This is a genomic window from Halorubrum sp. ARQ200 (assembly GCF_005435115.1).
GTDB lineage: Archaea > Halobacteriota > Halobacteria > Halobacteriales > Haloferacaceae > Halorubrum > Halorubrum tropicale.
The window spans coordinates 88,662-113,259 of the sequence record NZ_SGTZ01000012.1; the positions used below are offsets into that span (position 1 = coordinate 88,662).

At 71.5% G+C, this 24,598-nt stretch carries 23 protein-coding genes; 8 read left to right on the forward strand and 15 right to left on the reverse strand.

Going from position 1 to position 24,598, the window contains the following annotated elements:
* Positions 1–311 precede the first annotated feature (311 nt).
* Positions 312–1,718 (reverse strand): ATP-binding protein, encoded by a 1,407-nt coding sequence (locus EXE50_RS13455; protein WP_053770894.1) that lies wholly within the window; start codon positions 1,716–1,718, stop codon positions 312–314.
* A gap of 329 nt (positions 1,719–2,047) precedes the next feature.
* On the opposite strand from EXE50_RS13455, the gene EXE50_RS13460 reads away from it, so the two are divergent.
* Together EXE50_RS13460 and EXE50_RS13465 are read left to right on the forward strand one after the other, a co-directional pair.
* Positions 2,048–2,422 (forward strand): Htur_1727 family rSAM-partnered candidate RiPP, encoded by a 375-nt coding sequence (locus EXE50_RS13460; protein ID WP_137705305.1) that lies wholly within the window; start codon positions 2,048–2,050, stop codon positions 2,420–2,422.
* Positions 2,419–3,654 (forward strand): TIGR04347 family pseudo-SAM/SPASM protein, encoded by a 1,236-nt coding sequence (locus EXE50_RS13465; protein ID WP_053770896.1) that lies wholly within the window; start codon positions 2,419–2,421, stop codon positions 3,652–3,654. The genes EXE50_RS13460 and EXE50_RS13465 overlap by 4 nt, the downstream gene beginning before the upstream one ends.
* Before the next feature lie 19 nt (positions 3,655–3,673).
* On the opposite strand, the gene EXE50_RS17205 is transcribed toward EXE50_RS13465, so the two are convergent.
* From EXE50_RS17205 to EXE50_RS13475, 3 genes are all read right to left on the reverse strand, one after another.
* Positions 3,674–3,841: a hypothetical protein gene (locus EXE50_RS17205; RefSeq protein ID WP_158293536.1), complete on the reverse strand. Its 168-nt coding sequence runs from the start codon at positions 3,839–3,841 to the stop codon at positions 3,674–3,676.
* Between the two features lie 69 nt (positions 3,842–3,910).
* Entirely contained in the window at positions 3,911–4,519 is a 609-nt protein-coding gene (locus tag EXE50_RS13470) for a helix-turn-helix domain-containing protein (RefSeq protein WP_053770897.1), read from the reverse strand.
* 129 nt (positions 4,520–4,648) lie between these two features.
* Positions 4,649–5,692, reverse strand: a complete 1,044-nt coding sequence (locus EXE50_RS13475) for a cell division FtsA domain-containing protein (RefSeq protein WP_053770898.1) — start codon at positions 5,690–5,692, stop codon at positions 4,649–4,651.
* Positions 5,693–5,837: 145 nt separating this feature from the next.
* Between EXE50_RS13475 and EXE50_RS13480 the strand changes: the two genes are divergently transcribed.
* Complete coding sequence (locus EXE50_RS13480; RefSeq protein WP_053770899.1) at positions 5,838–6,671, forward strand: geranylgeranylglycerol-phosphate geranylgeranyltransferase; 834 nt, start codon at positions 5,838–5,840, stop codon at positions 6,669–6,671.
* A gap of 119 nt (positions 6,672–6,790) precedes the next feature.
* On the opposite strand, the gene yciH is transcribed toward EXE50_RS13480, so the two are convergent.
* The 5 genes from yciH to EXE50_RS13505 all read right to left on the reverse strand — a co-directional run bounded on the left by yciH (position 6,791) and on the right by EXE50_RS13505 (position 13,189).
* Positions 6,791–7,084 carry a stress response translation initiation inhibitor YciH gene (gene yciH, locus EXE50_RS13485; RefSeq protein ID WP_004596695.1) on the reverse strand — a complete coding sequence of 98 codons (294 nt, stop codon included), beginning with the start codon at positions 7,082–7,084 and terminating at the stop codon, positions 6,791–6,793.
* 54 nt (positions 7,085–7,138) lie between these two features.
* Positions 7,139–9,421, reverse strand: coding sequence for a DUF3488 and DUF4129 domain-containing transglutaminase family protein (locus tag EXE50_RS13490; RefSeq protein WP_137705306.1), 2,283 nt, complete (start codon positions 9,419–9,421; stop codon positions 7,139–7,141).
* Positions 9,418–10,578 carry a DUF58 domain-containing protein gene (locus tag EXE50_RS13495; RefSeq protein ID WP_053770901.1) on the reverse strand — a complete coding sequence of 387 codons (1,161 nt, stop codon included), beginning with the start codon at positions 10,576–10,578 and terminating at the stop codon, positions 9,418–9,420. Before EXE50_RS13495 ends, EXE50_RS13490 begins: the two co-directional genes overlap by 4 nt.
* Positions 10,579–10,608: 30 nt before the next feature.
* Positions 10,609–11,649, reverse strand: a complete 1,041-nt coding sequence (locus tag EXE50_RS13500) for a MoxR family ATPase (protein WP_137705307.1) — start codon at positions 11,647–11,649, stop codon at positions 10,609–10,611.
* Between the two features lie 208 nt (positions 11,650–11,857).
* A complete protein-coding gene (locus tag EXE50_RS13505) occupies positions 11,858–13,189 on the reverse strand; it encodes a dihydroorotase (RefSeq protein ID WP_137705308.1) in 1,332 nt (443 codons plus the stop codon).
* A 118-nt stretch (positions 13,190–13,307) separates the two neighbouring features.
* Between EXE50_RS13505 and EXE50_RS13510 the strand changes: the two genes are divergently transcribed.
* Positions 13,308–13,877, forward strand: a complete 570-nt coding sequence (locus tag EXE50_RS13510) for a hypothetical protein (RefSeq protein WP_053770904.1) — start codon at positions 13,308–13,310, stop codon at positions 13,875–13,877.
* A gap of 87 nt (positions 13,878–13,964) precedes the next feature.
* Positions 13,965–15,335 carry a serine--tRNA ligase gene (gene serS, locus EXE50_RS13515; protein ID WP_137705309.1) on the forward strand — a complete coding sequence of 457 codons (1,371 nt, stop codon included), beginning with the start codon at positions 13,965–13,967 and terminating at the stop codon, positions 15,333–15,335.
* A gap of 49 nt (positions 15,336–15,384) precedes the next feature.
* On the opposite strand, the gene EXE50_RS13520 is transcribed toward serS, so the two are convergent.
* The 3 genes from EXE50_RS13520 to EXE50_RS13530 all read right to left on the reverse strand — a co-directional run bounded on the left by EXE50_RS13520 (position 15,385) and on the right by EXE50_RS13530 (position 17,801).
* Positions 15,385–16,257 (reverse strand): ABC transporter permease, encoded by an 873-nt coding sequence (locus EXE50_RS13520; protein WP_137705310.1) that lies wholly within the window; start codon positions 16,255–16,257, stop codon positions 15,385–15,387.
* A complete protein-coding gene (locus tag EXE50_RS13525; RefSeq protein ID WP_053770907.1) occupies positions 16,254–17,294 on the reverse strand; it encodes an ATP-binding cassette domain-containing protein in 1,041 nt (346 codons plus the stop codon). Before EXE50_RS13525 ends, EXE50_RS13520 begins: the two co-directional genes overlap by 4 nt.
* A 99-nt stretch (positions 17,295–17,393) precedes the next feature.
* Positions 17,394–17,801, reverse strand: coding sequence for a helix-turn-helix domain-containing protein (locus EXE50_RS13530; RefSeq protein WP_121599790.1), 408 nt, complete (start codon positions 17,799–17,801; stop codon positions 17,394–17,396).
* Between the two features lie 115 nt (positions 17,802–17,916).
* Between EXE50_RS13530 and EXE50_RS13535 the strand changes: the two genes are divergently transcribed.
* Positions 17,917–18,576 carry an NAD(P)-dependent oxidoreductase gene (locus tag EXE50_RS13535; RefSeq protein ID WP_077152245.1) on the forward strand — a complete coding sequence of 220 codons (660 nt, stop codon included), beginning with the start codon at positions 17,917–17,919 and terminating at the stop codon, positions 18,574–18,576.
* The gene (locus EXE50_RS13540; protein WP_053770909.1) at positions 18,573–19,427 is read left to right on the forward strand and encodes an SDR family oxidoreductase; all 855 of its coding nucleotides are present in this window, start codon (positions 18,573–18,575) and stop codon (positions 19,425–19,427) included. The genes EXE50_RS13535 and EXE50_RS13540 overlap by 4 nt, the downstream gene beginning before the upstream one ends.
* A gap of 37 nt (positions 19,428–19,464) precedes the next feature.
* Here the strand turns inward: EXE50_RS13540 and EXE50_RS13545 are convergent, their stop codons facing one another.
* Both EXE50_RS13545 and endA read right to left on the reverse strand, forming a co-directional pair.
* A complete protein-coding gene (locus tag EXE50_RS13545) occupies positions 19,465–20,067 on the reverse strand; it encodes a hypothetical protein (protein WP_053770910.1) in 603 nt (200 codons plus the stop codon).
* 55 nt (positions 20,068–20,122) lie between these two features.
* A complete protein-coding gene (endA, locus tag EXE50_RS13550) occupies positions 20,123–21,277 on the reverse strand; it encodes a tRNA-intron lyase (protein WP_053770911.1) in 1,155 nt (384 codons plus the stop codon).
* Between the two features lie 490 nt (positions 21,278–21,767).
* On the opposite strand from endA, the gene EXE50_RS13555 reads away from it, so the two are divergent.
* Complete coding sequence (locus tag EXE50_RS13555) at positions 21,768–23,999, forward strand: AAA family ATPase (RefSeq protein WP_137705311.1); 2,232 nt, start codon at positions 21,768–21,770, stop codon at positions 23,997–23,999.
* A gap of 43 nt (positions 24,000–24,042) precedes the next feature.
* Here the strand turns inward: EXE50_RS13555 and EXE50_RS13560 are convergent, their stop codons facing one another.
* Positions 24,043–24,558 (reverse strand): CopG family ribbon-helix-helix protein, encoded by a 516-nt coding sequence (locus EXE50_RS13560; protein WP_053770912.1) that lies wholly within the window; start codon positions 24,556–24,558, stop codon positions 24,043–24,045.
* Positions 24,559–24,598 lie beyond the last annotated feature (40 nt).

Here is a 24,598-nt window from a genome sequence, read left to right on the forward strand (position 1 = left end):
GGTGGCGACAGTTCAGACCAGCCGTTTCCGGCCTGAAATTGCTCTCTACTAACCGTTTTCTCTTGCAGCACTAACTGCGTTCAGAACAGATTCGCGTTTTCCGCTTTCGTTCTGACAACGTGGCTGCAAAATAGTCGTACTGATAGCACGCGGGTCGTGCTGTCAGTAGGTGTGGGGCTCCCACGCTTTCTCTCGCACTCGTACCGATGACTCCTGCTCAGCCACACTCCACCGACGACGCAGCGTTCGTGTTCTCGCTCGTTCCCCTTTGCCCCTCGCTGCACACGAAGGGAAGCGATTCTTGGGAACAGCTATTCGGACAGGTTCTCAACGACATCGTCAACTGTGAACAGACCGAGATCGTCCCGCTCCTCGGCCGCTTCCTCCACTGAGGATGCGAACCCGCTTCGGCTGAACAGTACGTACTCGTAGTTCACGTCGCTGTCAGCTGGTGACCACTCGATTTCGGGTGCCTCCCGTTCGAGCTGAGCGAGAACGTCGTACCCCGTCGGTTGTTGCTGGAACTTCGCTTCCCCGACCAGTAGCGTGTCGCCGTTCGTCGGGGCCACGATATCGATTTCACGGCCGTCGGTGTCCCACCACCGACCTGGGGATTCCGTGAACGTGTACGCGTCCCCGTACTCGTAGAGAACTGCCCGCTGGCAGAGTCGCTCGAACGACGAACTGACGAAGTCCGGAAGATGCGGTTCGACCAGTTCGTCGTACGCGTCTGCTCCGAACACTTCGTACCGAGACGAACGGCCGTGCACGAACCGGAACCAGAACGCGAACAGTTGGTCTCGGATTCGATACCGGCTATTCCGACTCCGGGACGGGTCAACGGTTACTGGGTACTCCTGCTCGATTATCTGGAGTTCCCGCAGGCGGGAGAGGTAGTAACTCGCGCTGTTGGCGTTGATGCCCGCCGCCTGGATGATCTCGTTTCTCTTGTGGTTCCCCTCCGCCATCGCTTTCAGGACGGCGAAATACCGATCGACCTCGTCCAGTTCCCGGTACAGGACGTCCTCGGGCTCCTCGTGGAGGCCGCCATCCCTGAGCAGCAAGGTCTCCGTGATGTTCCCTTGGAGTGACTGCGTATCGTCCATTGCTCGGAGGTACTCCGGTGTCCCCCCGAACACACCGTATGCGATCACCTGTTCGGCTGGCGCGTAGTTCGGGAAGAACTCCATCGCGGCCGCGAACGGGAGCGGACCGATTTCGAGTTTCCCGTTCGGCCGTTTCGATATCCGCCCGTACAGCGGTGAACTCCCGTCGAGTGCGATCCTGTGTATCATCCCGATCGCCGAGCCAGTCAACACGAAGGTCACAGCCGTATCAGCGACTTCGTGGTCCCAGATTCGCTGGACGAGGGAGGGGAGCGCTTCGTTTTCGTCAACGAGATACGGGAACTCGTCGAGGATGACGACTGCGTCCTGCTCAGCAAGGTACGTGAGAACGTTCTCCCAGTCTTTCCGAATCCGATTGACTCCCGGGAACACCGTTGCGGCATCAGCGATGAAGGAGTCGAGTTGTTGCTCCGTCGTCCCGTGTGCAGCCTGATGGTACACCGCGTCGTCACGGTCTTCGATGGATTTGACGACGAGCGCTGTCTTCCCCATCCGCCGACGTCCGTAGACGACGCTCAACTCCGCGGACCCACTCTCGTATAACTCGTGGAGTCTGTCGAGTTCCTGTTCTCGGTTGACGAACGCGGGCATACCTCCACCTTTGACTCACCAGCACATAAAACGCGCGGATAGCGTAGTCTAAACTATCGTAGTTCAAACTACAGTAGTTGAGGCAACAGTAAAGGGAACCGCGTCATCTGACCGGCTCTCACCTGTGGTGACAGGCCGTTCTCACGCGGGGCCGCGCCGCTCGCGGTCCTCGCATCTCCCGCCGCTCCGTCAGCGACGGCGCCGCCGGTCGCGGGCGGCTCCGCCCCGGTGACCGAGCCGCCGCTCTCGCCGCCCGAACCTGTTCGGGCGAATTTCGCGGCCCTGAGAACGCGCGAAACCCCGTTCGGGGGACCGTCCGTACGGGGGGTATGGTCGAGAAGACGGACCGAACCGAAGACGCGAACGGGCCGCGGTCGGCCGACGGTCGCCGGTTCGAGGTGTTCGTCCGCGAGGCGGAGTCGGACCCGATCCGCCACGTCGGCACCGTCGCCGCGCCGACGCCGGACGTCGCTCACGAGGAGGCGAGCAAGCTCTTCGCGTGGTACGCCCGCGACGTGTGGGTGTGTCCGGCCGCGGAGGTGTCCCGGTACTCCGCGGAATCGCTCGCGGTCGACGCGGACGGACCGGACGACGAGGCCGCCGACGCGGACGAACCGCGCGTCTACGAGGAGACCGAGGGGACGCCGACCGCCTCCCGCGCCGGCGCGCCCACGGTCGACGCCGACGAGGAGGGGTCGCGATGATCTCCGTCAGCAAGCTCCTCTGCGGGCTCGACGCCGAGAGCGACGGACTCCGATACGACGCGGCCGACGACTCCGAGGAGTCGCAGATCACGGAGGAGAAACAGCGGCGGCCGGTCGTCGTCTGGAACACCACGAAGCGGTGTAACCTCTACTGCGAGCACTGCTACGCGGGCGCCGACGCCGAGGGCGCCCCGAACGAGCTCTCCACCGCGGAGGGGAAGGCGCTCATCGACGACCTCGCCGAGTTCGGCGTCCCCGTCGTCCTGTTCTCCGGCGGCGAGCCCCTCGTCCGGGAGGACCTGCCCGAGCTGATCGCGTACGCCGACGACAGCGGGATCCGGCCGGTCCTCTCGACGAACGGCACGCTCCTCACCCGTGACCGCGCCCGGGAGCTGAAGGAGGCGGGGCTCAAGTACGCCGGCGTCTCCGTCGACGGGCTCCCCGAGCGCAACGACCGCATCCGCGGCGAGGAGGGCGCGTTCGACGCCGCGGTCCGCGGCATCGAGGCCTGCCTCGACGTGGGGCTCAAGACGGGCCTGCGGTACACGATCACCGAGCACAACGTCGACGACCTCGCGGGCGTCGTCGACCTGCTCGTCGACGTGGGCGTCGACCGCTTCTGCTTCTATCACCTCGACTACGGCGGCCGCGGCGCCGACATCTCCGACGTCGACCTCTCCCCGGAGGCGACTCGGCAGGCCGTCACCGACCTCTGTGACCTCACCCGCGAGTACCACGCGGCCGGCGAGGAGATAGAGACGCTGCTCGTCGGCAACTACGCCGACGCCGGCCACCTCGTCGAGTACGCCGACCGCGAGGTCGGGTCCGACCGCGCCCGCCTGATCTACCGCTACCTCGAACGCAACGGCGGCGACCCGACCGGCGAGCGCGTCGCGGACGTCGACCCCGTCGGCAACGTCCACCTCACGCAGTTCTGGCAGGGGTACTCGCCCGGCAACGTCCGCGACCGCTCGTTCGGCGCGATCTGGTCCGACGAGTCGAACCCGCTCCTCGCCGGCCTCCGCGAGCGCGAGGACCGCCTCGCCGGCCGCTGCGCCGACTGCGCGTACCAGTCGATCTGTCGGGGCGGGTCGCGGCTCCGCGCGCTCTCGGCGCACGGCGACCCGTTCGCCCCCGACCCGAAGTGCTACCTCACCGAGGCCGAGCGCGCCGGCGAGGAGGCGCTCGCCCGGATCGACGCCGCCGACCGATCCGCACCCGCCGACGACTGAGGCGCTCGCCCGGCCGCGCTCACTCCCGTTCCTCGCCCGCGCCCTCGGCGTCTCTCCCCGTCCCGTACTTCGCCGAGAAGCGCTCCGCGGGCACTTCGCCGCGGGCGACGCCGATGGCGTCGCGCACGAGTTCGAGCGTGACGCCGTCTCGGACCGGCTCGACGGCCGGCGGGTCCTCGTCGTCCATGTTCGGACCGAGGGGCCGGCGACGCCTCCGCCTCCCGCTTTACCGGTGTACCGCTTCAAGAGGAACCGCTCACCGCTCGGCGCCGTCGAAGACGTCCGTCACTAGCTTCGCCTGCGCCGTGCGGAGCCGCTGGGAGAGCGCGGACTTGCTGATCGCTAGCTCGTCGGCCAACTCGCTCAGGCGCACGTCGCGGTCGTCGTCGAAGTAGCCGCGGACGACCGCGAGTTCGAGCCCGCGCCGCTGTTTCGGCGTCAGCGAGGAGAGGTCGAAGGTGACCTGTTCGGTCGCGTCCGGTCCCTCCACGACCGCGAGCCGCACGAGCCGCACGCGGTCGACGACCTCCCGGAGCTCCCCGACCAACCGGCGGACCGCGTCGCGGTCGTCGACGTATGTCGTGACGAGGACCGTCCCGTCCTCGACGCGGCGGAAGTGCGGGACGTAGCCGAGCCGCCCGAACGCGTGACAGAGGCAGTCCTCGTCGACTTCGCCGGTCCCGCGGCGGACGTCCCCGTCCGGCGTCGTCACGTCGACCACGCACTCGTCGCCGACCGCGTTGACCGCCACCTCGGCGGCCTCGTCGGCCTCGTCGACGATCGGACAGCCGCGGTCGCCCCTCGGGTCGACGTCGAGGTCGACCCGCAGGCGGCGGTCACCCTCGGCGCCGGCGGCGTCGGACATGTCAGTCGCTACGGACGGCGTCGGTTTCATCTTTCGGCGGATTCCCGGGATCCGGCGCCGCGCCGGTCGGGTGTAAAAATGGTCGGAATCGGGGTCGAGGTCGCGTCGGAGGCGCGGGTCGGTCGCGCCTCAGTCCTCGGACTCGGGGGCGGCCTCCTCGGCGGCCGGCTCGCTCCCGCCGGCCGACTCCTCGTCGCCCTCCTCGGAGCGCGCGGCGACGAGCGCCCCGCTGGCGACGCTGTACATCGGCTCCTCGGCGGAGCGCACGCCGCTGATCGAGAACGGGATGTTCGCGTCCGCGAGGTGGTCGGCGAACAGGTCTTCGAAGCCGTTCGGGCTGGAGGTGCCGCCGGTGACGACGACGGGCACGTCGAGGCCCTCCTCGACGTCCTCCTCGTCGACCTCGCGCGTGATGTTCTCGATGACGTAATCGAGCAGGTTCTCGTAGTAGATGGCGAGCGCGCCCTCGACGCCGCCGACGTCGGTGCGGAAGTCGAGCTCGAAGTCGTCCTCCTTGATGCTCGTCACCTTGTCGACGGGCGTGCCCGTCGCCTGCGCGGTCTGCTCGTCGACCCAGTCGCCCCCGCGGGCGATGGAGAACTTCATCACGGGCACCGCGTAGTAGGCGAGACAGACGTTGGTCATCCCCGCGCCGAAGCTGATCCCGAGGCCGGTGAAGTTGTTGTCGGCCAGCTCGGAGTAGATGACCGCCATCCCCTCGTTGATCGGCTCGGGGTCGTACCCCATGTCGCCGAGCATCGACTCGAGCGTCTTCTCGTGGTACAGCGTCGTGAGCGGCGAGTCGATGGGGTCCGCCGGGCTGGAGTAGAACAGGCGCTCGTTCGGCTTCGAGGGCTCGCCGACCACTTGTTCGGTGATCAGCTTGATCATCGGGATGGCCGAGGCCTCCTCGCTGGAGAGGATGCCGTGTTGCATCGGCCGTCGGGTCTCCTTGTTGAAGATGTTCGCGAAGTTGAGGGCGTCGTCGCCGACGACGTACACCTTGTCGTCCTTGCGGATGTGGAGGACCTCGCTGCGCGAGAGCATCTGCTCGGCCATGTCGCTGTACTCGATCTCGACGAACGAGTTCCGCTGCTGTACGAACACCGTCTCCGCGCCTTCCTGTCGTCCGGAGAGGATGTTCATCGTACCGACGTCTAAGCCCTTGGCCATATTCGGGTATTTCATTTCGGACCTGATAAACGTTCGTGGCGGGTCGATCCGACCTCGCTCCCGGCCGGGCGAACGCCTTCGGGACGGGGGGTCCCCGACGGATCCCGCACCGTTTATTCCTCGCGGGCGGGAGTACGCGGACGACGTGCGAGACACCCTCCGCGGCCTCGTCCAGCTCGCCCGCCTCGGCAACTGCGTCGCGGCCGGAGTGCTCACGGCCACCGGCGCGTTCGTCGCCGGCGCGAGCGGCGCCGCCGTCCCGACCGCGCTCGCGGCCGCGACGACCGTCTTCGCGGTCGCCGCGGGCAACGCGATCAACGACTACTTCGACCGCGAGATAGACGCCGTCAACCGCCCGGACCGTCCGATCCCGCGCGGTGCCGTCCCGCCGCGGCTCGCGCTCGCGACGGCCGCGACCTGGTTCGCCGTCGCCGTCGCGGTCGCGGTCGCGCTCCCCCCGGCGGCAATCGCCATCGCCGCGGTGAACCTCGTCGCTCTGCTCACCTACACGAGCCTGTTCAAGGGGACGCCCGGCCTCGGCAACGCCCTGGTCGCCTACCTCGTCGGCTCGACGTTCCTGTTCGGCGGCGCCGCGGTCGGGAACCCGCGGGCGGTCCTCGTCCTCGCGGCGCTCGCGGGGCTCTCGACGTTCACGCGCGAGGTGATCAAAGACGTCGAGGACGTGGCCGGCGACCGCGAGGAGGGGCTCGCGACGCTCCCCATCGCGGTCGGCGAGCGCACCGCGCTGTGGATCGGCGCGGCCGCGCTCGTCGCCGCCGTCGCCGTCAGCCCCCTGCCGTACCTCTCCGGGACCCTCGGCGCGGCGTACCTCGCGGTCGTCGCGGTCGCCGACGCGGTCATGCTGTACGCCACATACGAGGGGTTCGATGACCCCGCGGCGGCGCAGCGCCGGTTCAAGTACGGCACCTTCCTCGCGGCGGCCGCCTTCGTCGTCGGGCGAGCCGCCGTGGTCGCATGAGGGAGGTCACGCAGTCGTGGTCGCGTGAGACGGGTCGCACGGCCGCTAATAGGAGAGTGGCGCGGCGAAAAAACGGTCTCGCTCGAAGCGATGCTCGACGGCGGACGGTCAGGTGACGGTCACGCGACGTTGAAGCCCTTGTCGCGGAGGAAGTCCTCCACGCGACCCGAGTGGTTCCCCTGGAGCTCGATGGCGCCGTCCTCGACGGTGCCCCCGCAGGCGAACTTCGACTTGAGATCCGACGAGAGGGAGCTCAGATCCACGTCCTTCGGGTCGAATCCTTCGATGACCGTTACCTCCTTACCGTACCTGCGCTCGTCGATGCGGATGCTGATCTGCTGGGACTCCTTCGCGACGTCCTCGCAGACGCAGAGTTCCTGGGGCAGTCCGCACGTCGAGCAGACTTCCGACATTACAGCCCGAATCTACAGGACGCCCGTATTAAATAGTGTCGGGAAGCCCCCCGATCAGCGGACGAACCGCCCGATGAGCGGCAGTCGCTCCAGCGCGAGCCCGCGGACGGCCCGCCGGGCGGCGTCGGCCTCGGACCGCGTCACCGACCCGGCGTAGGCGGCCCGCTCGTACGCGGTCGCGACGGTCTCGACGCGCTCGTCGGCGCCGAGCGCCCGCATCGTCTCGACGTAGCGCCGCGGGGTCTCTCCCGGCCGCCGCTCGCGGTATGGCTCGGCGAGCAGCCGTTCGAGGTCGGCGAACGCCCGCTCGGCGTCCGCGGTCGGGTCGCCGCGCCGCCGCGGGAGCAACGGACCGATCCGCCGGCCCGCGCGGCTCGCGAGGCCGGTCCGCCGGACCCCCGCGACGCCGAGGCCGGCGACGAGCAGCCAGTAGAGCGCGGTCTCCGGGTCGGGGAGCGACCCGAGCGGGCCGCCGTCGCTCCCGCTCGCCTCGGCACCCGTCGCCGGGCCGGTCGCCGTCGACGGCGCGGTCCCCGTCTGGGTCCCGTCGAGCCGCGCGATGGCTCCGGGCCCGAGCGATCCGCCGTCGCTCGCGTTCGCCGTCGCCGAGCCGTTCGTCCCGTTGGCCGACGCCCCCGCGTCGTCGGTCGCCTCCGCGTCGGTCTCGTTCGGCTCGGTCTCCGGCGTCGCGTCCGGGGCGGACGCCTCGGTGTCGACGTTCTCCGCCCCGTCGGCGCGCGCCTCCGCGAGCCGGGTGTCGCGCGCCGCGTCGCGCGGCTCCGAGGGGGTCGGGTCGAACGTCACCCAGCCGTGGTCCGGCACGTAGATAGACACCCACGCGTGGGCGTTCTGTCCGCGGACGACGTACTCGTCGTCACCGACGCGTTCGCCGGGAGTGTAGCCCGTCTCCATCCGCGTGGGGATCCCCTGCGTCCGGAGCATCGCCGCCATCGTCGTCGCGAAGTACACGCAGTAGCCGGCGTCCATCTCGAAGAGGAACGCGTCGGCCACGTCGCCCTCGGGCCGCTCGACGGTCAGCGAGTAGTCGTACTCCGAGCGCAGGTACGCCTCGACCGCGGCCGCCCGCTCGTACGGCGACTCGGCGTCCGCGGCCGCGAGTATCTCCTCGGTCCGCTCGCCGACCCGGTCGGGCGTGCTCTCGGGCAGCTGGGTGTACCGCTCCTCGATCGCCTCGGGGTAGTCGGTGCTGGCGTTCCGGAGCGTCGCGGGGTCGGCGTCGAGGACGCGGCTCGTCACCGTCACGTCCTCGCCCGGTTCGAGCGGCGCCGCGAGCCGGAGGCCGCCGCGTTCGTCGACCTCGACCGCCCCGCCGCCCGAGACCGAGACGGGCTTCCAGGGCGCGGGCAGCGCGCCCGACACCGTTTCCGCGGTGACCGTCACGTCGACCGTCTCCGCCTCTCCCGGCGGCCCCGCCAGCGTGCCGTTCAGCGCGGAGCGCTCGCCGGTCCGCACCCAGCCGTCGCCGGTGTAGGTGTCGTACGCCCCGGTGTGCCAGTTCCGCTCGACGGGGCTCTCGATCGTGTACCGCACCTCGGGGGAGAGCCGCGTGGTGCCGATCACGTCGAGTTCGTCCTCGCCGCTCAGGCTCGACTCCAGCGTCGTCGTGCCGCGGTCGAGGCCCAGCGGCGCCGCCGCGCCCGCCGGGATCACGGTGATCGTCGCGCTCGCGACGACCATGGCGGCGACCACCAGCGCGAACGTGCCCGCGTGGCCGCGGCGCCGGCCCGGCGTCGAGAGCGTCGAGAGGCCGACGGCGAGCGCGAGCCCGACCACGCCGGCGACCGCCGCCCCCGTCTCCGCGTCGCCCGTGAGCACGAGGAAGCCGAGGGTCCCGCCGCCGACGCTCGCGGCCGCGACGTGGCGCCCGCGGCCGGCGAAGTAGCCGACGAGGAACGTCGGTACCGGCGCCACGGCGAGCACCCACACGTCCGCGAGCGCCAGCCGCAGCACGGAGAGCCCCGTCGACAGCGCGAGGAGGTCCAAGGCGACGCTCCGGACCGTGAACAGCGCGCGCTGGCTCGCGGGGATCGCGAGGAAGTACCCCGCGAGCCCCGCGGCGAACAGCACTCCGGCCAGCCACAGCGCCGTTCGCTCGCCGACGGCCCGCGCCAGCGCGACCCCGCCGAGCCCCGCGACCGCGACGACCGCCGCGGTCCGCCCCGTTCCGCCGACGACGTTCGTCACCTCGAAGAACACGGCGAGGTACGCCGCGGCGACGACCGCGACGCCGACGACCGCCGGGTCGGCCAGCCGCCGCTCGTCCCCGGCGGGACCGCCCGAGGCGAGCCGCTCCCGGACGGACGCCCCGCGGCTCACGGCGACGCCACCTCCCGTCCGTCCGGCGCCGCGTCGGCCCGGCCAGCCCCGGCGCCGTCCCCGGTCGCGCGCTCCGCCTCGGCCTCGCGGCGCAGGTCGGCGAAGGACTCGGACCGGTCGCCCGCGCGGAACCGGGCGTCGTCCGCGCCGGCGACGACCGTCACGTCGGCCTCGTCGTCGGCGACCGCGCCCGGGCCGGTCCGCGCCGCCAGCTCCAGTACCTCGCGCCGCCCGCGGCCGCCGGGGGCCGCCGAGACCCGCCCGCCGGGCAGCCGCACGTCGACGGGGACGCCGTCTTCGAGCAGCGCCAGCGCGAGGCTCACGGTCGCCCGCGCGAGCTCGTCGGCCGCGGCCGCGCTCGCGGTGCGGTCGGCGTCCGCGTCGCCGTCGCGGCCCACGCCGCCGAACGGGTCGCCGTCGCGGCCGGCGCGCCCGCCGCCGCTGACCTCCGTCCCGCCCGCGATCGTCACCCGGTTCCGCGCGGTCTCGGCCGCGAACTCCTTGACGACGATCTCGTCGCGCTTGGCGGTCGTCGCCCAGTGGACGTCGCGGACCGCGTCGCCGCGGGTGTACTCCCGCAGGCGGTCGAACTCCTCGCGCTGACGGCTCACGTCGACCGCGTCGGCCGCGTACAGCGCCCGTCGGAACCGCGCCGGGATCGGGTCGCGCGGCGGGTACACGGTCACCGCGTCGGTCTCGTCGACGAGCAGCGAGCGCTCGAAGAGGCCGAACACGTCGGTCGCGGTGAGCTCGACCGGGCCGAGCGTCCGCTCGCCGCGCTCGCGGTACGTGACGGCGTACGACACGGGCTCCGTGCCGACGGCCGCGCGGATCGGCGCCGTCGGTCCGTCGAGCCCCTCGTCGACCCGGACCCGAACGTCGGCGAGGAACGAGGACGCGCCGCCGCCGTCCCGCGCCGCCGGGCCGAACTCCAGGCGGACCTCGCGCGTCTCCCCGACGAACCCGTCGGCGGGCGTCACGTGCCGGACGGTCGGGGCGTCGACGCGCGACACCTGGACGTAGCCCGCCGCGAGCGCGATGGCGACGGGGATGACGATGGCGTCGAGCGCGCGGCCGCCGGCGGCGAGCGCGCTCGTGGCCGCGACGAGGCCGACGGCGCCGGCGACGCGCCCCCGGCGGGTGAGTTCGGGCGTCATCCGATCGAGGGCGGTGTCGGCGTCATCTCGTCACTCCACGCGGATCCGGTCGAGCGCGTCCTGAACCACGTCGGCGCCGTCGGTTCCGCCCGACTCGGTCCGGATCCGGTGCGAGAGCACGGTCGGGGCCTCCGCCTGAACGTCGTCGGGGATCACGTACCCGCGGCCCTCCAGCGCGGCGCGGGCCTGCGACGCGCGGACCAGCGCGAGGCTCCCGCGCGGGCTCGCCCCGAGCCTGGCGTTTCGGCGGGTGAACACCGCGAGCCGGGCCACGTACTCCCGGACCGCCTCCGAGGCCTCGATCTCGCCGACGATCCGGCGGGCCCGGCGCACGTCGGCGACCGTCGCCACCGGCTCCACCGCGTCGACCGGGTGGTCGCCGGTGAGCCGCCCGAGGATCGCGGCCTCCTCGTCGGTGTCCGGGTAGCCGAGCCGGATCTTCTTCGTGAAGCGGTCGACCTCCGCGACGGGCAGTTCGTAGGTCTGTCCCGGCTCGACGTCGTTCTGGGTCGCGATCACGCAGAACGGGTTCGGCAGGGCGCGGGTCGTCCCGTCGGTCGTCACCTGGTTCTCCTCCATCGCCTCCAGCAGCGCCGACTGCGTCTTCGGCGGGGCGCGGTTGATCTCGTCGCCGAGGACGACGTTCGCGAACACCGGGCCGGGCTGGAAGTCGAACTCGTCGGTGCGGCGGTTGAACACGTTGACGCCGGTCACGTCGGAGGGCAGCAGGTCGGGGGTGAACTGGACGCGCTTGAACGAGCCGTCGATCGATCGCGCGACCGACTTCGCGAGCGTCGTCTTCCCGACGCCGGGCACGTCCTCGACGAGGAGGTGCCCGCGCGCCAGCACGGTGACGAGGACGTGCTCGACGGCGTCGCGCTTGCCGACGATCACGTCCTCGACCTCCCCGACGATGCGGTCAGCGAGCGCGGCCACGTCCGCGGGGGTCTCGGGGTCGACGCCCGCGGCGGCGGCCGCCCCGCCGACCTCGCCGCCGGTCGATTCCGCCTCGCCGTCCACCGGCTCCGCGGGACCGGCGCCGAACGGCCCCGACTCTCCGGGGTCCGTCATGTTCGGCCGGCCTCGTTCGGGTCGGGCTCCCGTCCGAAGGCGACCGTGCGAATGCTCCCCGTGATCATCGATATACCACGGGTAAGGCGAGCAACGGCATATGCGTTCCGCCGGCGGCGGTCCGCTCGTCTCGGCCGATTTCGCCCCTTCGGCGCCGACGGTCGCGGGCGACGATTCGCGCCTCGCGACCGGGCCGTTCGCCGCGGACCTACGACTCCCGGACGTTCCGACCGACCGGGTCGCCGAACGACGCCGCGCCGGTCGCCGGGTCGCGCTCGTAGACGACCTCGCCCCGGACGAGGGTGACCTCCGGGAAGACGCCGCGGAGCCCCTCGAAGGGGGTCCACCCGCAGGCGCTGTGGAGCGCGGCGGCCGCTATCTCCCGCGGGTCGGCGGTGTCGACGAGGACGAGGTCGGCGTCGCGCCCCTCCGCGACCCGTCCCTTCCGGCCGAGGCCGAACGTCTCGGCGGGGTTCGCGGCGACGACGTCGCGGACGCGTTCGAGCGACAGCTCCCCGGTCCGGGCCGATTCGAGGAGGAGCGGGTACAGCGTCTCGACGCCGGGGACGCCGCTCGGCGCGTCGACGAGCCCGCGGCGCTTCTCCGCGACGGTGTGAGGCGCGTGGTCGGTCGCCACCACGTCGACCGCGCCCTCGGCGAGCCGCGCGAACAGGGCCTCGCGGCGCTCCTCCGAGCGGAGCGGCGGGTTCATCCGCCCGAACGTCCCGAGCGACCGCGCCCGCTCGCGGGAGAGGAACAAGTGGTGCGGCGTGACCTCGCAGGTCGCGTCCGCCCCGTCGTCGCGGGCCTCGACGACGGCGTCGACGGCCTCCGGCGTCGATGTGTGCGCGACGTGGACCTGCGCGTCGCGGTCCGCGGCCGCCGCGAGCGCGCGCTCGACCGCGGCGACCTCGGCGTCGGCCGTCCGGTAGGCCGACCACGCGTCGGCGGTCGCGGCCGTGCCGACGCCCCCGAGGTCGCCGTCGAGCGCCCCCTCGTCGAACAGCGTCGCGTCCTCGGCGTGAACGGTGACGGGGGCGTCGCGCCGGGCCGCCGCGTCGAGCGCGTCGGCGAACAGGTCAGCGTCGATGCCCATGTCGCCCGTCGAGTCCGCGAGGAACACCTCGCCGAGCGCGAACAGCGGGCGGTCGAAGAGGCCCTCGGGGTCCCACTCCTCCGTGACGCCGCCGTTGATCCCGTAGTCGACGAGCGAGTCGGCCGCGAGCGCGGCCTTCTCGTCGAACGCCGCGCCGTCGACGGTGGGCGGCGAGGTGTTCGGCTGGTCGACGACGGTCGTGACGCCGCCCGCGGCCGCGCTCCGTGACCCCGAAGTCCACGTCTCCTTGTGGCTCCCGCCCGGCTCGCGGAAGTGGACGTGGACGTCGACCGCGCCCGGCAGGAGGTGCCTCCCGCGGGCCTCGATGACGCGCTCGCCGGCGTCGGCCCCGAGCCCTCCGGCGACAGCGTCGATCCGTCCGTCGTCGCCGATCCGCACGTCTCGAACCCGGCCGTCGGCCAGCGTCGCGCCCGTGATGAGCATCGTTGTCGGCCGGTCGCGGCGAGCGGGATAAACGCTGGTGGTTCCCGGTCGCGGGGTCCGCGGCGGCCCGCCACGAGGCACCGCAAGACGTTTGTCGCCGGCGCGGGCTCCCTCGCGCATGGTCGCTGCCCTCTCCGCCCTCTCGGGCGCCGCCCCTCCGCTCTCGGGTGCCCTCTCCCCGCTCTCGGGCGCGGCCGCGCCCCTCGCGGCCCCCGCCGTCGCGGACGCGGTCGTCGGCTGGCTGTGGACGGTCGCGCTGTTCCTCTTCCCCGGTATCGTCGCCGCGGGGCTGTGCGCGCCGTTCCTCGCCGCCGAGCGCCTCCGCGCGCTGTTCCGCGCCCTGCCGCCGACGGGGCGGCTCCTCCCCTCCTACCTCGGCGTCTCGGTCGGGCTCTCGGTGCCGTACCTCGCCGGGGTCGTCCTCACCGTCGCGCGCGCTGCCGAGGCGGGCCCCGCCTGGAGCTCCGGGTTCCTGCTCACGGCGCTGCTCGGCGCGGTCGCGGTCGGCCTCGTCGCGCCGGCGGTCGCCGTGTTCGGGCTCCCGCGGCTCGGGCTCAACTGGGACCCGACCGGTTACGGCGTCTCGACGTACCTCCTCCTCGGCGGCGCTGGGCTGTGGTACGCGGCCGTCGCCGCGGTCCCGCTCGTCGCGCTCGCGGTCGGGATGGCGCTGCCGGGCGGGTACTGACGGCGGCCGCCGTCGCCGCACCGCCCCGTGCCAACCGCTGCCGACGCTCCGATACGGTTTTGGGTCGTCCCGCGGAATCCCCGCCAAATGCTGTCTCGACAGTTCGTCCGGGAGAACCCCGAGGTCGTCCGCGAGGCGCTCGACAACAAGGGCGTCGACGTGGACCTCGACCGGATACTCGACGTCGACGAGGAGTGGCGGGAGCTGAAACAGCGCGGCGACGACCTGCGCCACGAGCGCAACGAGGTCTCCTCGACGATCGGCGAGCTGAAGGCGGCCGGGAAGGAGGAAGCGGCCGAAGAGGCGATCGAGCGCTCGCAGGACCTCAAGGCCGAGCTCCAGGCGATCGAGGAGCGCGCCGACGAGCTGGAGGCCGAGTTGGAGGCGTCGCTGCTCGAACTGCCCCAGATCCCGCAGGAGTCGGTCCCGGTCGGCGCCGACGAGTCCGAGAACGTCGAGCGCCGCCGCGAGGGGTTCGACGACCGCCGCGACCTCCCGGCCGACGTCGAGCCGCACTACGACATCGGCGAGGAGCTGCAGATCCTCGACTTCGAGCGCGGCGCGAAGGTCGCGGGCGGCGGCTTCTACGTCGCGAAGGGCGACGGCGCCCGCCTCGAACACGCGCTGATCCAGTTCATGCTCGACGTCCACCGCGAGCAGGGGTACGAGGACGTGTTCCCGCCGATCCCTGTCAACTCCGCGTCGATGCGCGGCACCGGCCAGCTGCCGAAGTTCACCGAGGACGCCTACCGCGTCGAGGGGACGAACGAGGAGGCGTACGACGACGACGACCTCTGGCTGCTCCCGACCGCGGAGGTGCCCGTCACGAACCTCCACCGCGACGAGATCCTCCTCGGCGAGGACCTCCCGCTGAAGTACCAGGCGTACACGCCGAACTTCCGGCAGGAGGCGGGCGAACACGGCACCGAGACTCGCGGGATCGTCCGCGTCCACCAGTTCAACAAGGTGGAGATGGTGAACTTCGTCCGGCCCGAGGAGAGCGACGAGCGCTTCGAGGGGCTCGTCGACGAGGCCGAGGAGGTCCTGCGCCGCCTCGAGCTCCCCTACCGCATCCTGGAGATGTGTACCGGTGACCTCGGGTTCACGCAGGCGAAGAAGTACGACATCGAGGTGTGGGCGCCGGCCGACGACATGGACGAGGGCCCCGAGCACGGCGGCCGCTGGCTGGAGGTCTCGTCCGTCTCGAACTTCGGGGACTTCCAGGCGCGCCGCGCCGGCATCCGGTACCGCGAGGAGCACCACGAGTCCGCGGAGTACCTCCACACCCTGAACGGCTCGGGGCTCGCGGTCCCGCGGATCGTCGTCGCCATCCTGGAGTACTACCAGAACGACGACGGCACCGTCACCGTCCCCGAGGCGCTGCGCCCGTACATGGGCGGCACCGAGGTCATCGAGGGCGGCGACGCGGTCGGCGAGTCGAAGCTGGGCGGGGAGTAGGGCACGCCCTCCGACCGCTCGCGCCCCGAAGCGGCGTCGGCGCTTCCACCTACTTCACGTCCGAACTCGACGCGCGGGAGAGCAGCACGACGGCGACTGCGCCCAGCACGAGGTCGAGCCCGACGAGCACGGCGACGCCGGGCGCGACGCCGTCGAGCGTCCCGCCGAACCACGCGACGTCGATGACCGTCATCACGTCCTGGTCGATCATGAGCGAGCGAGCGGCGTCGACGCCGTAGGTCACGGGGTTGACGCGGGCGAACGTCTGGATCCACCCCGGGAGCGCTTCGAGCGGGAGGAACGCGCTCGACAGGAACAGCAGCGGGAACTGCAGCAGGTTCGCGCTGATGATCGTCGACTCCTGGTCTCGCGTGAGGATCGCGACGGCGTTCGAGAACGCGACGAACCAGAGCGAGAACAGGATCCCGACCGCGACGATCCCCGCCGCCCCGGCGACGCCGGTGACGATGTCGGCGCCGAGGAGGACGCCGAGCCCGAGGATGATCGCGATCTGGACCGCGATCCGGAACACCTCCGCGGCGGTCTTGCCGACGAAGACGGCCGTGCGGCTCATCGGCGTGACGAGCACCTTCTCGAACATGCCGTTCTCGATGTCGTTCACGAGCCCGACGCCGGAGGTGATCGCCGCCGCGAGCGCCACCTGAATGGTGATCGCCGGCACGAGATACGTCTCGTAGCTGATCCCCGGCAGCCCCCGGTTAACCGCGCCGCCCGCGACGTTTCCGAACACCTCCGTGAACAGCACGAGGAAGATGATCGGCTGGACGAGCGAGACGACGAGGACGAACGGGTTCCGCACGGCCTTGAGGTTCCACCGCTTGAAGTTCACCCACGCGTCGCCGACGAACGTGTTCCCGGAGCGCGCGCTCGACCCCGAGCGGTCGTTCGCGGGCGCGCTCATCGCGCCACCTCCTCGTCGTCGATGTCGAGCTCTTCACCGGTGATCGCGAGGAAGACGTCGTCGAGCGTCGGCGCGCGGATGTTGAACCCGGTCACCGTTACGTCCGCGTCCCGGAGCGCGACGAGGAGGTCGGTGCCGTGCTCCCGGGCCGTCTCCGCGGTGACGCTGATTCCCTCCTCGGTCTCGGCGACCGAGGCGTCCGCGAAGGCGTCGAACTCCCGCGCTATCGCCGCGGCCCGCTCGGTTGCCGTCCCGTCGCCCTCCAGTTCCACGTCGAGGACCTCACCCCCGACCTCGCGTTTGAGCTCGCTCGGGCTCCCGTCGGCGACGATCTCGCCGTCGAGGATGACCGCCAGGCGGTCGCAGAGCTGGTCCGCCTCCTCCAGGTACTGCGTCGTCAGGAAGATCGTCGTCCCGAGGTCGTTGATGCGTCGGAAGTACTCCCACAGTCGGTTGCGGGCCTTCGGGTCGAGCCCCGTCGTCGGCTCGTCCAGGAAGACGAGCGGCGGTCGATGGACCAGCGCCGTCGCGGCGTCGAGCCGCTTTTTCATCCCGCCCGAGAACTCCTCGGCCCGCTTGTCGGCCACGTCCGCCAGGTCGACGAGGTCGAGCAGTTCGTCGACCCGCTCGGACTGCTCGTCCCGCGGGACTCCGTACGCCTCGCAGGCGAACCGGATGTTCTCCGCGGCGGTGAGCTCGGGGTCGATGCTCGTCTCCTGAGCCATGTACCCGATCGACTCGCGGACCTTCCGGGAGTCGGAGCGCACGTCGAAGCCGCTGACCCGGACCGTTCCGCCGGTCGGGGACAGAAGCGTCGCGAAGACCTTGATCGTCGTCGTCTTGCCGGCCCCGTTCGGCCCCAGAAAGCCGAAGAACTCCCCCTCGGGAACGGTCATGTCGATCCCGTCGACGGCGACGGTCCCGTCCGCGTAGGTGAGTTCGAGCCCGTCGACGTCGATCGCGGCGGCGGACGCCGGCTCGCCGGCGCTGCCGTCTCGGGACCGATCGCTCGGCCCCGCCGTGTCCTGTGTAGGCATATCCGTAGTACCGGATCCGGCAGCATATACTCCCGACTTCGAACGTCCATTGTTACTACGAAAATTGAAGTCGGCGAGCGCGGTGGACCGCTCGGTACGTCAGAGTTCGTGTTCGATCGCCCAGTGGTGGAGGTGCGCGAAGGCGGGGAACAGCGACTCCGCCTTCTCCGTCGGCGTGTACTCCACCCGGGGCGGCACCTCGTCGTACGCCTCGCGGTCGAGCAGCCCCGCCTCGGTCAGCTCCTTCAACCGCGCCGAGAGCGTGTTCGGGGCGGCGTCGAGTTCGCTCTCCAAGTCGCTGAACCGCAGCGAGTCCTCGGCGAACGCGAACGCGCTCAACACCGCCATCGTGTGGGCCTTTCCGAGGAGATCCAGGAGCTCGGCCACCGTCCGACCGATGCGCTCCTGCTCCTCCGGGGCGAACGACTCGCGGAGGGCGGTCGCCTCCGCGCGAGTCAACCCCCCGCTCAGTCCGGGCACGTCCGGCACATCGCTCTGTCCGTTCATCGAGCGATCACTGTGCGCTATTGCTATTGTATCTTTGGGATACAAGCCGAATGCGGGCTAATACTTCGAAGCTTCGAAGTCACAAGTATATGTCCTCGGCGCGCCACTCTCGGGTATGCGAATCGCAGTACTCGGTGCGTCGGGACGAACCGGCCGGCCGCTCGTCGAACAGGCGCTCGACCGCGGGCACGAGGTGGTCGCGTTCGTCCGGGACCCCGCGAGCCTCTCGTCGTCGGTCCGGGACGACGACCGGGTCGCCGTCGTCGCGGGCGACGCGTACACCGGCGACGGCGTCGACCGCGCCGTCGGCGGGGACGGGACCCCGGTCGACGCCGTCGTCAGCGTCCTCGGACAGACCGACGGGAGCCCGGACGACCTCCTCACGGCGGCCGGCGAGCACGTGCTCGCGGCGATGGACGAGCACGGCGTCGATCGCTTCGTGACGCTCGTCGGCGCGGGTGTCAGGGAGGCGGGCGAGTCGGTGAGTCTCGGCGGGAGGGTGATGGAGTCGCTCCTGAAGCTGCTGGCGCGGGCGGCCCTCGAAGACGCCCGCGACCACGTCGAGACCGTCCGGACCAGCGACGCGCGCTGGACGGTCGTTCGCGCCCCGCGCCTCACCGAGGCCGCGCACGCGGGCGCGTTCCGACACGGGACGGACCTCACGCTCGGGGTGCGCGACGCCGCCGCGCGGGCGAACGTCGCCGCGTTCGTCCTCGACTGCCTCGAAGGGGTCGAATACGTCGGCGAGATGCCGAAGGTCGCGGACGAGCGATGACCGAACGGTTACTGGTCACCGGTGCGACGGGGACCGTCGGCGATCCGCTCGTCAGAGCGCTCGCGGACCGGGACGCGTCCGTCCGCGTGGCGACCCGGAGCCCGGAGCACGCGCGGGACGCGTTCGGCGACGGCCCGGAGCCCGTGGCGTTCGACCTCGGTCGCCCCGAGACGTGGGGGGCGGCGCTGGCTGGCGTCGACCGACTTTTCCTCCTGTACCCGCCGGGGAGCGCGGTGAGCGACGTCCGCGAGTTCGCCGACGCCGCCGACCGCGTGGGCGTCGAGCACGTGGTCTTCCTCTCGATCCTCGGCGCGGAGAAGTTCCCGGTCCTCCCCCATCGTCGGATCGAGCGCCACCTCGCCGGGACCGGCATGGACCACACGTTCCTCCGCGCCTCGTGGTTCGCCCAGAACCTGAGCGAGATCCACCGCCGAGAGATCGTCGAGCGCGACGAGATATTCGTCCCGGCCGGCGACGGCGTCCTGAGCTTCACCGACGCGCGGGACGTCGCGGCGGTCGCCGCGCGGGCGCTCACCGAGTCGGGTCACGCGGACCGGGCGTACGACCTCACCGGCCCGGCCGCGCTCGACTTCGAGGAGGTGGCCGAGATATTCGCGGCGGTGCTTGACAGACCGATCGCGTACGCCGACCCGTCGCGACTGACGTTCGCGCGGCAGATGTACGAACGCGGCTTCTCCCCGGGGTTCGTCGCGTTCATGACCGCCGAGTACTCGGTCGTGCGGCTGGGTCGCTCCGGCCGGACGACGGGCGACGTCGAGGCGGTCCTCGGGCGCCCGCCGCGGACGGTCCGCGAGTTCGTCGCGGACTACGCGGACGAGTTCCGACCGTAGCGCGGCCGCGGTTTCCACCGGGGCGCCGCGAGCGCCGCTACTGGTTCTCCAGGGCGTCGAGGATACAGGCGGCGGCGATCACCGCCTCCTTGGGCACGTCGCTCGCGTCGTCGACGGTGACCGTGTAGGCGTCCCGCATCGAGAACTGCCCCTCGATGTCGCCGACGTGGCCGCCGTCGGCGTCGAATATCTCGTACTTGTTCGGGATCAGGTTCGCGGCGCCGACGAGGTGCCGGAGCGCCGACAGCAGCTTGTTCTTGGACTCGATCGTCGCCAGCGCCTCTCCCGTGTCGGGGTCGCGGACCGTCCAGTTCTCGACGAACAGCGAGTAGTCCTCGTCGAGCACGACCACCTCCTCGCCGGTGCCCGCGTCGACGATGGCGTAGTTGCCGCCGATGTCGACGATCCCGCCCGCCTTCACCGAGAAGGCGTCCTCGTCGTCCCCGGTGACGAACGGGAACTCCTCTTTCAGCTTGAACATCTTCTGTTTCCCGCGGAGGACGACGTTTCCGGCGCTGTCCCGGACGGCGTACTTGTTCCGGACCAGCGACTGTTTCACCTCGTAGCGGTCGTCGCTGAGGTCGACGGTCGAGATGTCGTACGTGCCCGACTCGGCGTCGGACGCGGAGGGAAACGGCATGGACGCGACGACGGCGAGCGGTCAAAAAAGCCTTCTGTTCGCGCCGACCCGGGCGTCAGGGCGTCAGCCGGTCGACGGCGAGCCACTCCACGTCGGCGTCGGCGGCGGGGTGGCCGCCGCCGACCTCGGTCAGGGCGAACACCATCTCCTTGCGGACGCCGCCCGCGAGCCGCACGTCGAGCGAGAGCTCTCGGGGCGAGAACTCGTGGCCCGGCCCCACCACGCGCACGAGGTGCTCGGAGTGCGGGAGGTCCTCGACGGTCTCCACGTCGAGGTACGTCCGGAAGTCGGCGCCGAACTTGAAGCCGGTCTTCGGCACCGCGTCGGCCGCGCGGAGGCGCCGGTAGACGGCGAGCCGGCGATCGAACCGCTCGCCCTCCACGTCGCGGCCGCGGGCGACGATCCGGGCGGCGACGTCCCTCGATTCCGCGTCCGCAGCCTCGGGATTCCCGACCGACGCCGACAGCGACAGGCGTCCGTCGGCGGCCAGCGACGCGGCCTCGACGAGGGAGAGCTGGAGCGCGCCCTCGACGTCGGCGGCGCGGCCGGTGAGCGGGCGCCCGTAGAAGCCGCGCTCGTACAGGTCCTCGGGGGCGTCCCAGACGACGACGCGGTCCGCGAGGAGGACGCCGCTCAGGGCCGCCGGCGGCTCGTACCCCGTCGCGCCGTCGATCGCGCCCTTCTCGGCCGCGAAGTAGGTGATGTCCGACTCCTCGTCGACGACCGCGAGCGTGCGTCCCGCGAGCCCGGCGGCCGCGACCGACTCGCGCTCGCCGACGACCTGGATCGGGTACTTCACGTTCCCCGTGTCGGGGGTCGCGCCGCGCTCGTAGGCGACGAAGTCGACCGCGTCGCTCGCCGCGTCTCGCCCGCCGGGCCACGGCTCGCGGGCGGGCGAGAGGTAGAAGCCGCGGTCGCGGAGGTCCGAGTAGACGAGGAACCGCACCGCGAAGCGGTCGGCCGCGGCGGCGCTCGCGACGAAGAAGCGCTCGAAGCCGACCGGGTCGGCGTCGGTCTCGGCGCTCCCGTCGCCGCCGAGTTCTATCCCCGAGAGGTCGCCGCGGAACAGCAGGTGGGCGGCCTCGACCCGCGAGAGCGCGATCTCGTTGCCGTCGAGCGGTCGCCCGTACCCCCGGGCGTCGTAGAAGCGCTGGCGGGCGTCCCCGCCGACGCGGACCGCGTCGCCCCGCAGGTGTCCCGTCGGTTGCATACCAGCTATCGCGGCCGGCCGAGGGAAGGGGGTTGCGGTCGGTGCTCGCGGGACCGGGGCGGATCGGATCGGGCGGTGGTACACTCATAAACGAGCGGGGACGCTGCGGAGAACACCTCCAAAGCCCCAGTCGCGAGGCGGGCGCACGCTCGCCGCGCTCCTCAGTCGCTCACTTCGTTCGCTCCCTGCGGTGCTCGCGTCGCCTGCGCCCGCCTCGCGACTGCCCCTTTGAGCCCCACCCCGCACCGCACCGCAACCGCACCTCACGCCTCCCCAACCTCGTCGCTGGCGCCGTCGGCGCCAGCGACTCCCTCGCGCGTGCTGGCTCGCGGTCGCCGAGGGCGACCGCTCGCAGGCACGCGCCGACCGTATCCTCTTTTATAAGTAATCGTCGTTCCCGCACGGCTGTTTCAATCCCACAACTATGATCGGAAACCGGTTCACGACGGTGTCGGACAACTGTAAAGAGCCGCCGGCGAGAACGAGTGGTATGAACGACACCGCAGGGCTCCGGCTCACGGTCCGCGCCGCCGAGAAGCGGGACGCGGGCCGGGGCATCGCCAGGCTCCCCGAGTCGGCCCGCAAGCGGCTCGCCCTCCTCAGCGGCGACACGGTCGAGGTGCGCGGCGAGCGCACCGCCGTCGCGAAGGTGTGGCCGGGCGGTCCCGACGCCGGCGACGGCTCCGTCCTCATCGACGCCGACACCCGCGCGAACGCCGGCGTGAAGGTCGGCGACACCGTGACGATAGCCCCGGTCGACGTGTCCGACGCCGACCGCGCGACGCTGACCGCTCCCGGCCGCCTCGCGGAGGTGGACGTGAGCCGCGAAGTGGTCGAGCGGGCGCTCTCTCGGGAGCTCCGCGACCGCCCCGTCACCGAGGGCGAGGCCGTCCACGTCGAGCGGCTCGGCGGCCTTCGCTTCGTGGTGGCGCGGACGTCGCCCGCGGGGACCGTCCGCATCACGGCGGCGACGGACGTGTCGGTCGAGTACGCCGGCGCTGGGGCAGACGCGGGCGGCCGCGGAGGCGCGTCGGCCGACGACCGGTCCGGGTCCGCCGCCGGCTCGGGGACCGACCGCCCGGGCGACGACGCCCGTCCGAAGGGCGGCGACGCCCCGCCGGCCGAGCACACCGCGGGCGCGACCTACGAGGACATCGGGGGGTTAGACGAGGAGTTGGAGCTGGTCCGGGAGACGATCGAACTGCCGCTCTCCGAGCCGGAGGTGTTCACCCGGCTCGGCATCGACCCGCCGAAGGGCGTCCTCCTCCACGGGCCGCCGGGGACCGGGAAGACGCTCATCGCCCGCGCCGTCGCCAACGAGGTCGACGCGACGTTCATCACCGTCGACGGCCCGGAGATCATGTCGAAGTACAAGGGGGAGTCGGAGGAGCGGCTCCGCGAGGTGTTCGAGCGCGCGAGCGAGGACGCCCCGGCCATCGTCTTCTTCGACGAGATCGACTCGATCGCGGGCAAGCGCGACGACGGCGGCGACGTCGAGAACCGCGTCGTCGGCCAGCTGCTCTCGCTGATGGACGGGCTTGACGCGCGCGGCGACGTGATCGTCATCGGCGCGACGAACCGCGTCGACACCATCGACCCCGCCCTCCGGCGGGGCGGCCGGTTCGACCGCGAGATCGAGATCGGCGTCCCCGGCGAGTCCGGTCGCCGACAGATCCTCGACGTCCACACCCGCCGGATGCCGCTCGCGGACGACGTGGACTTAGACCGGATCGCGAGCCGGACGCACGGGTTCGTCGGCGCCGACATCGAGGGGCTCGCGCAGGAGGCGGCGATGACCGCGCTCCGCCGCGCCCGGGAGTCCGACTCCCGCGCGCTGAACGAGGTGACGGTCGGGAAGGCGGACTTCGAGGCCGCGCACGCGAACGTCGAGCCGAGCGCGATGCGCGAGTACGTCGCCGAGCAGCCGACGACCGACTTCGCCGACGTGGGGGGCTTAGACGACGCGAAGGCGGAGATCGACCGCGCCGTGACGTGGCCGCTGTCGTACGGCCCGCTGTTCGACGCGGCGGGCGCGGACCCGCCGACCGGCGTCCTGCTGTACGGCCCGCCGGGGACCGGGAAGACGCTGCTCGCGCGCGCCATCGCGGGCGAGAGCGGCGTCAACTTCATCCAGGTCGCGGGGCCGGAGCTGCTCGACCGGTACGTCGGCGAGTCGGAGAAGGCGGTCCGCGAGCTGTTCGACCGGGCCCGACAGGCCGCGCCGGCCATCGTCTTCTTCGACGAGATCGACGCGGTCGCGACCGACCGCGACGCGGCCGGCGGCGACGGCTCCGGCGTGAGCGAGCGCGTCGTCTCACAGCTCCTGACCGAGCTCGACCGCGCCAGCGACAACCCGAACCTCGTCGTCCTCGCGGCGACGAACCGGCGGAACGCGCTCGACCCGGCGCTGCTCCGCCCCGGGCGCCTGGAGACCCACGTCGAGGTGCCGGAGCCGGACCGCGAGGCCCGGCGCAAGATTCTGGAGGTTCACACCCGCGACAAGCCGCTGACCGACGGGGTGGACCTGGAGCGCGTCGCCGACGAGACCGAGGGGTACTCCGGCGCGGAGATCGCCTCGCTGTCGCGGGCGGCCGCGATGCGCGCCATCGAGCGCGTCGCCGACGAGCACGGCGAGGCGGCCAACGACCACGCAGACGAGGTCGGGATCACCGGGGAGGACTTCGACGCGGCGATAGAGTCCGTCCGCCCCGAGACCGCCTGAGGCGGGCGAGCGGCCGGGTCCGTCCTCCCGGGCCGCGGCCCGCTCAGTCGTCCTCGTTCGCCTCGGCGGCCGCGTCCGCCTGCCCCTCCGCCTCCTCGGACGCCCCGTGCCCGTGCCCGCCGTGGGCGTGGCCGTCGCCGAGCGCGCCGGCGCCGAACTCGTCCACCGGCGTGACGCTGTAATCGACCGTGAGCGTGTCCTTCGTCGCGCGGACCTTCCCGACGAACGCCGATATCTCCTCTAAGCCCCCCTCCAGCACGAACAGCTCCATACAGTACTGCGAGCCGACGTGGCTGTGGAAGTTCGAGGCGACGATCCCCTCGTCCTCGTGTCGCAGCCGCATCATCCGCTCCTCGACGCTCGTCGTCTCGTAGTTGAACAGGACGGTCACCACGGCCATCAGGGCCCGGTCCTCCAGCTTGGCGTCCTCGAACTCCCCGAGGAGGTTCCGCGAGGCCTCGCGGACGACCTCGCTCCGGCCGGTGTACCCGTGCTCGTCCGCGAACCGGTCGATCCGTTCGAGCAACTCCTCCGGCATGGACACGCTGACGACTGTCATATGTTAATTCACGCCCACGGAGTTGTTAATCCTTGAGGTC

Bases quoted from the DNA above. Each gene is read 5' to 3' on its own strand.
- EXE50_RS13525 (WP_053770907.1), bottom strand. From the start codon at position 17,294: ATGCCTACACAGGACACGGCGGGGCCGAGCGATCGGTCCCGAGACGGC.
- EXE50_RS13460 (WP_137705305.1), top strand. From the start codon at position 2,048: ATGGTCGAGAAGACGGACCGAACCGAAGACGCGAACGGGCCGCGGTCG.
- EXE50_RS13520 (WP_137705310.1), bottom strand. From the start codon at position 16,257: ATGAGCGCGCCCGCGAACGACCGCTCGGGGTCGAGCGCGCGCTCCGGG.
- EXE50_RS13545 (WP_053770910.1), bottom strand. From the start codon at position 20,067: ATGCCGTTTCCCTCCGCGTCCGACGCCGAGTCGGGCACGTACGACATC.
- EXE50_RS13530 (WP_121599790.1), bottom strand. From the start codon at position 17,801: ATGAACGGACAGAGCGATGTGCCGGACGTGCCCGGACTGAGCGGGGGG.
- EXE50_RS13505 (WP_137705308.1), bottom strand. From the start codon at position 13,189: ATGCTCATCACGGGCGCGACGCTGGCCGACGGCCGGGTTCGAGACGTG.
- EXE50_RS13470 (WP_053770897.1), bottom strand. From the start codon at position 4,519: ATGTCCGACGCCGCCGGCGCCGAGGGTGACCGCCGCCTGCGGGTCGAC.
- EXE50_RS13495 (WP_053770901.1), bottom strand. From the start codon at position 10,578: ATGACGCCCGAACTCACCCGCCGGGGGCGCGTCGCCGGCGCCGTCGGC.
- EXE50_RS13560 (WP_053770912.1), bottom strand. From the start codon at position 24,558: ATGACAGTCGTCAGCGTGTCCATGCCGGAGGAGTTGCTCGAACGGATC.
- EXE50_RS13500 (WP_137705307.1), bottom strand. From the start codon at position 11,649: ATGACGGACCCCGGAGAGTCGGGGCCGTTCGGCGCCGGTCCCGCGGAG.
- yciH (WP_004596695.1), bottom strand. From the start codon at position 7,084: ATGTCGGAAGTCTGCTCGACGTGCGGACTGCCCCAGGAACTCTGCGTC.
- endA (WP_053770911.1), bottom strand. From the start codon at position 21,277: ATGCAACCGACGGGACACCTGCGGGGCGACGCGGTCCGCGTCGGCGGG.
- EXE50_RS13555 (WP_137705311.1), top strand. From the start codon at position 21,768: ATGAACGACACCGCAGGGCTCCGGCTCACGGTCCGCGCCGCCGAGAAG.
- EXE50_RS13465 (WP_053770896.1), top strand. From the start codon at position 2,419: ATGATCTCCGTCAGCAAGCTCCTCTGCGGGCTCGACGCCGAGAGCGAC.
- EXE50_RS13455 (WP_053770894.1), bottom strand. From the start codon at position 1,718: ATGCCCGCGTTCGTCAACCGAGAACAGGAACTCGACAGACTCCACGAG.
- EXE50_RS13535 (WP_077152245.1), top strand. From the start codon at position 17,917: ATGCGAATCGCAGTACTCGGTGCGTCGGGACGAACCGGCCGGCCGCTC.
- EXE50_RS13475 (WP_053770898.1), bottom strand. From the start codon at position 5,692: ATGGCCAAGGGCTTAGACGTCGGTACGATGAACATCCTCTCCGGACGA.
- serS (WP_137705309.1), top strand. From the start codon at position 13,965: ATGCTGTCTCGACAGTTCGTCCGGGAGAACCCCGAGGTCGTCCGCGAG.
- EXE50_RS17205 (WP_158293536.1), bottom strand. From the start codon at position 3,841: ATGGACGACGAGGACCCGCCGGCCGTCGAGCCGGTCCGAGACGGCGTC.
- EXE50_RS13510 (WP_053770904.1), top strand. From the start codon at position 13,308: ATGGTCGCTGCCCTCTCCGCCCTCTCGGGCGCCGCCCCTCCGCTCTCG.
- EXE50_RS13540 (WP_053770909.1), top strand. From the start codon at position 18,573: ATGACCGAACGGTTACTGGTCACCGGTGCGACGGGGACCGTCGGCGAT.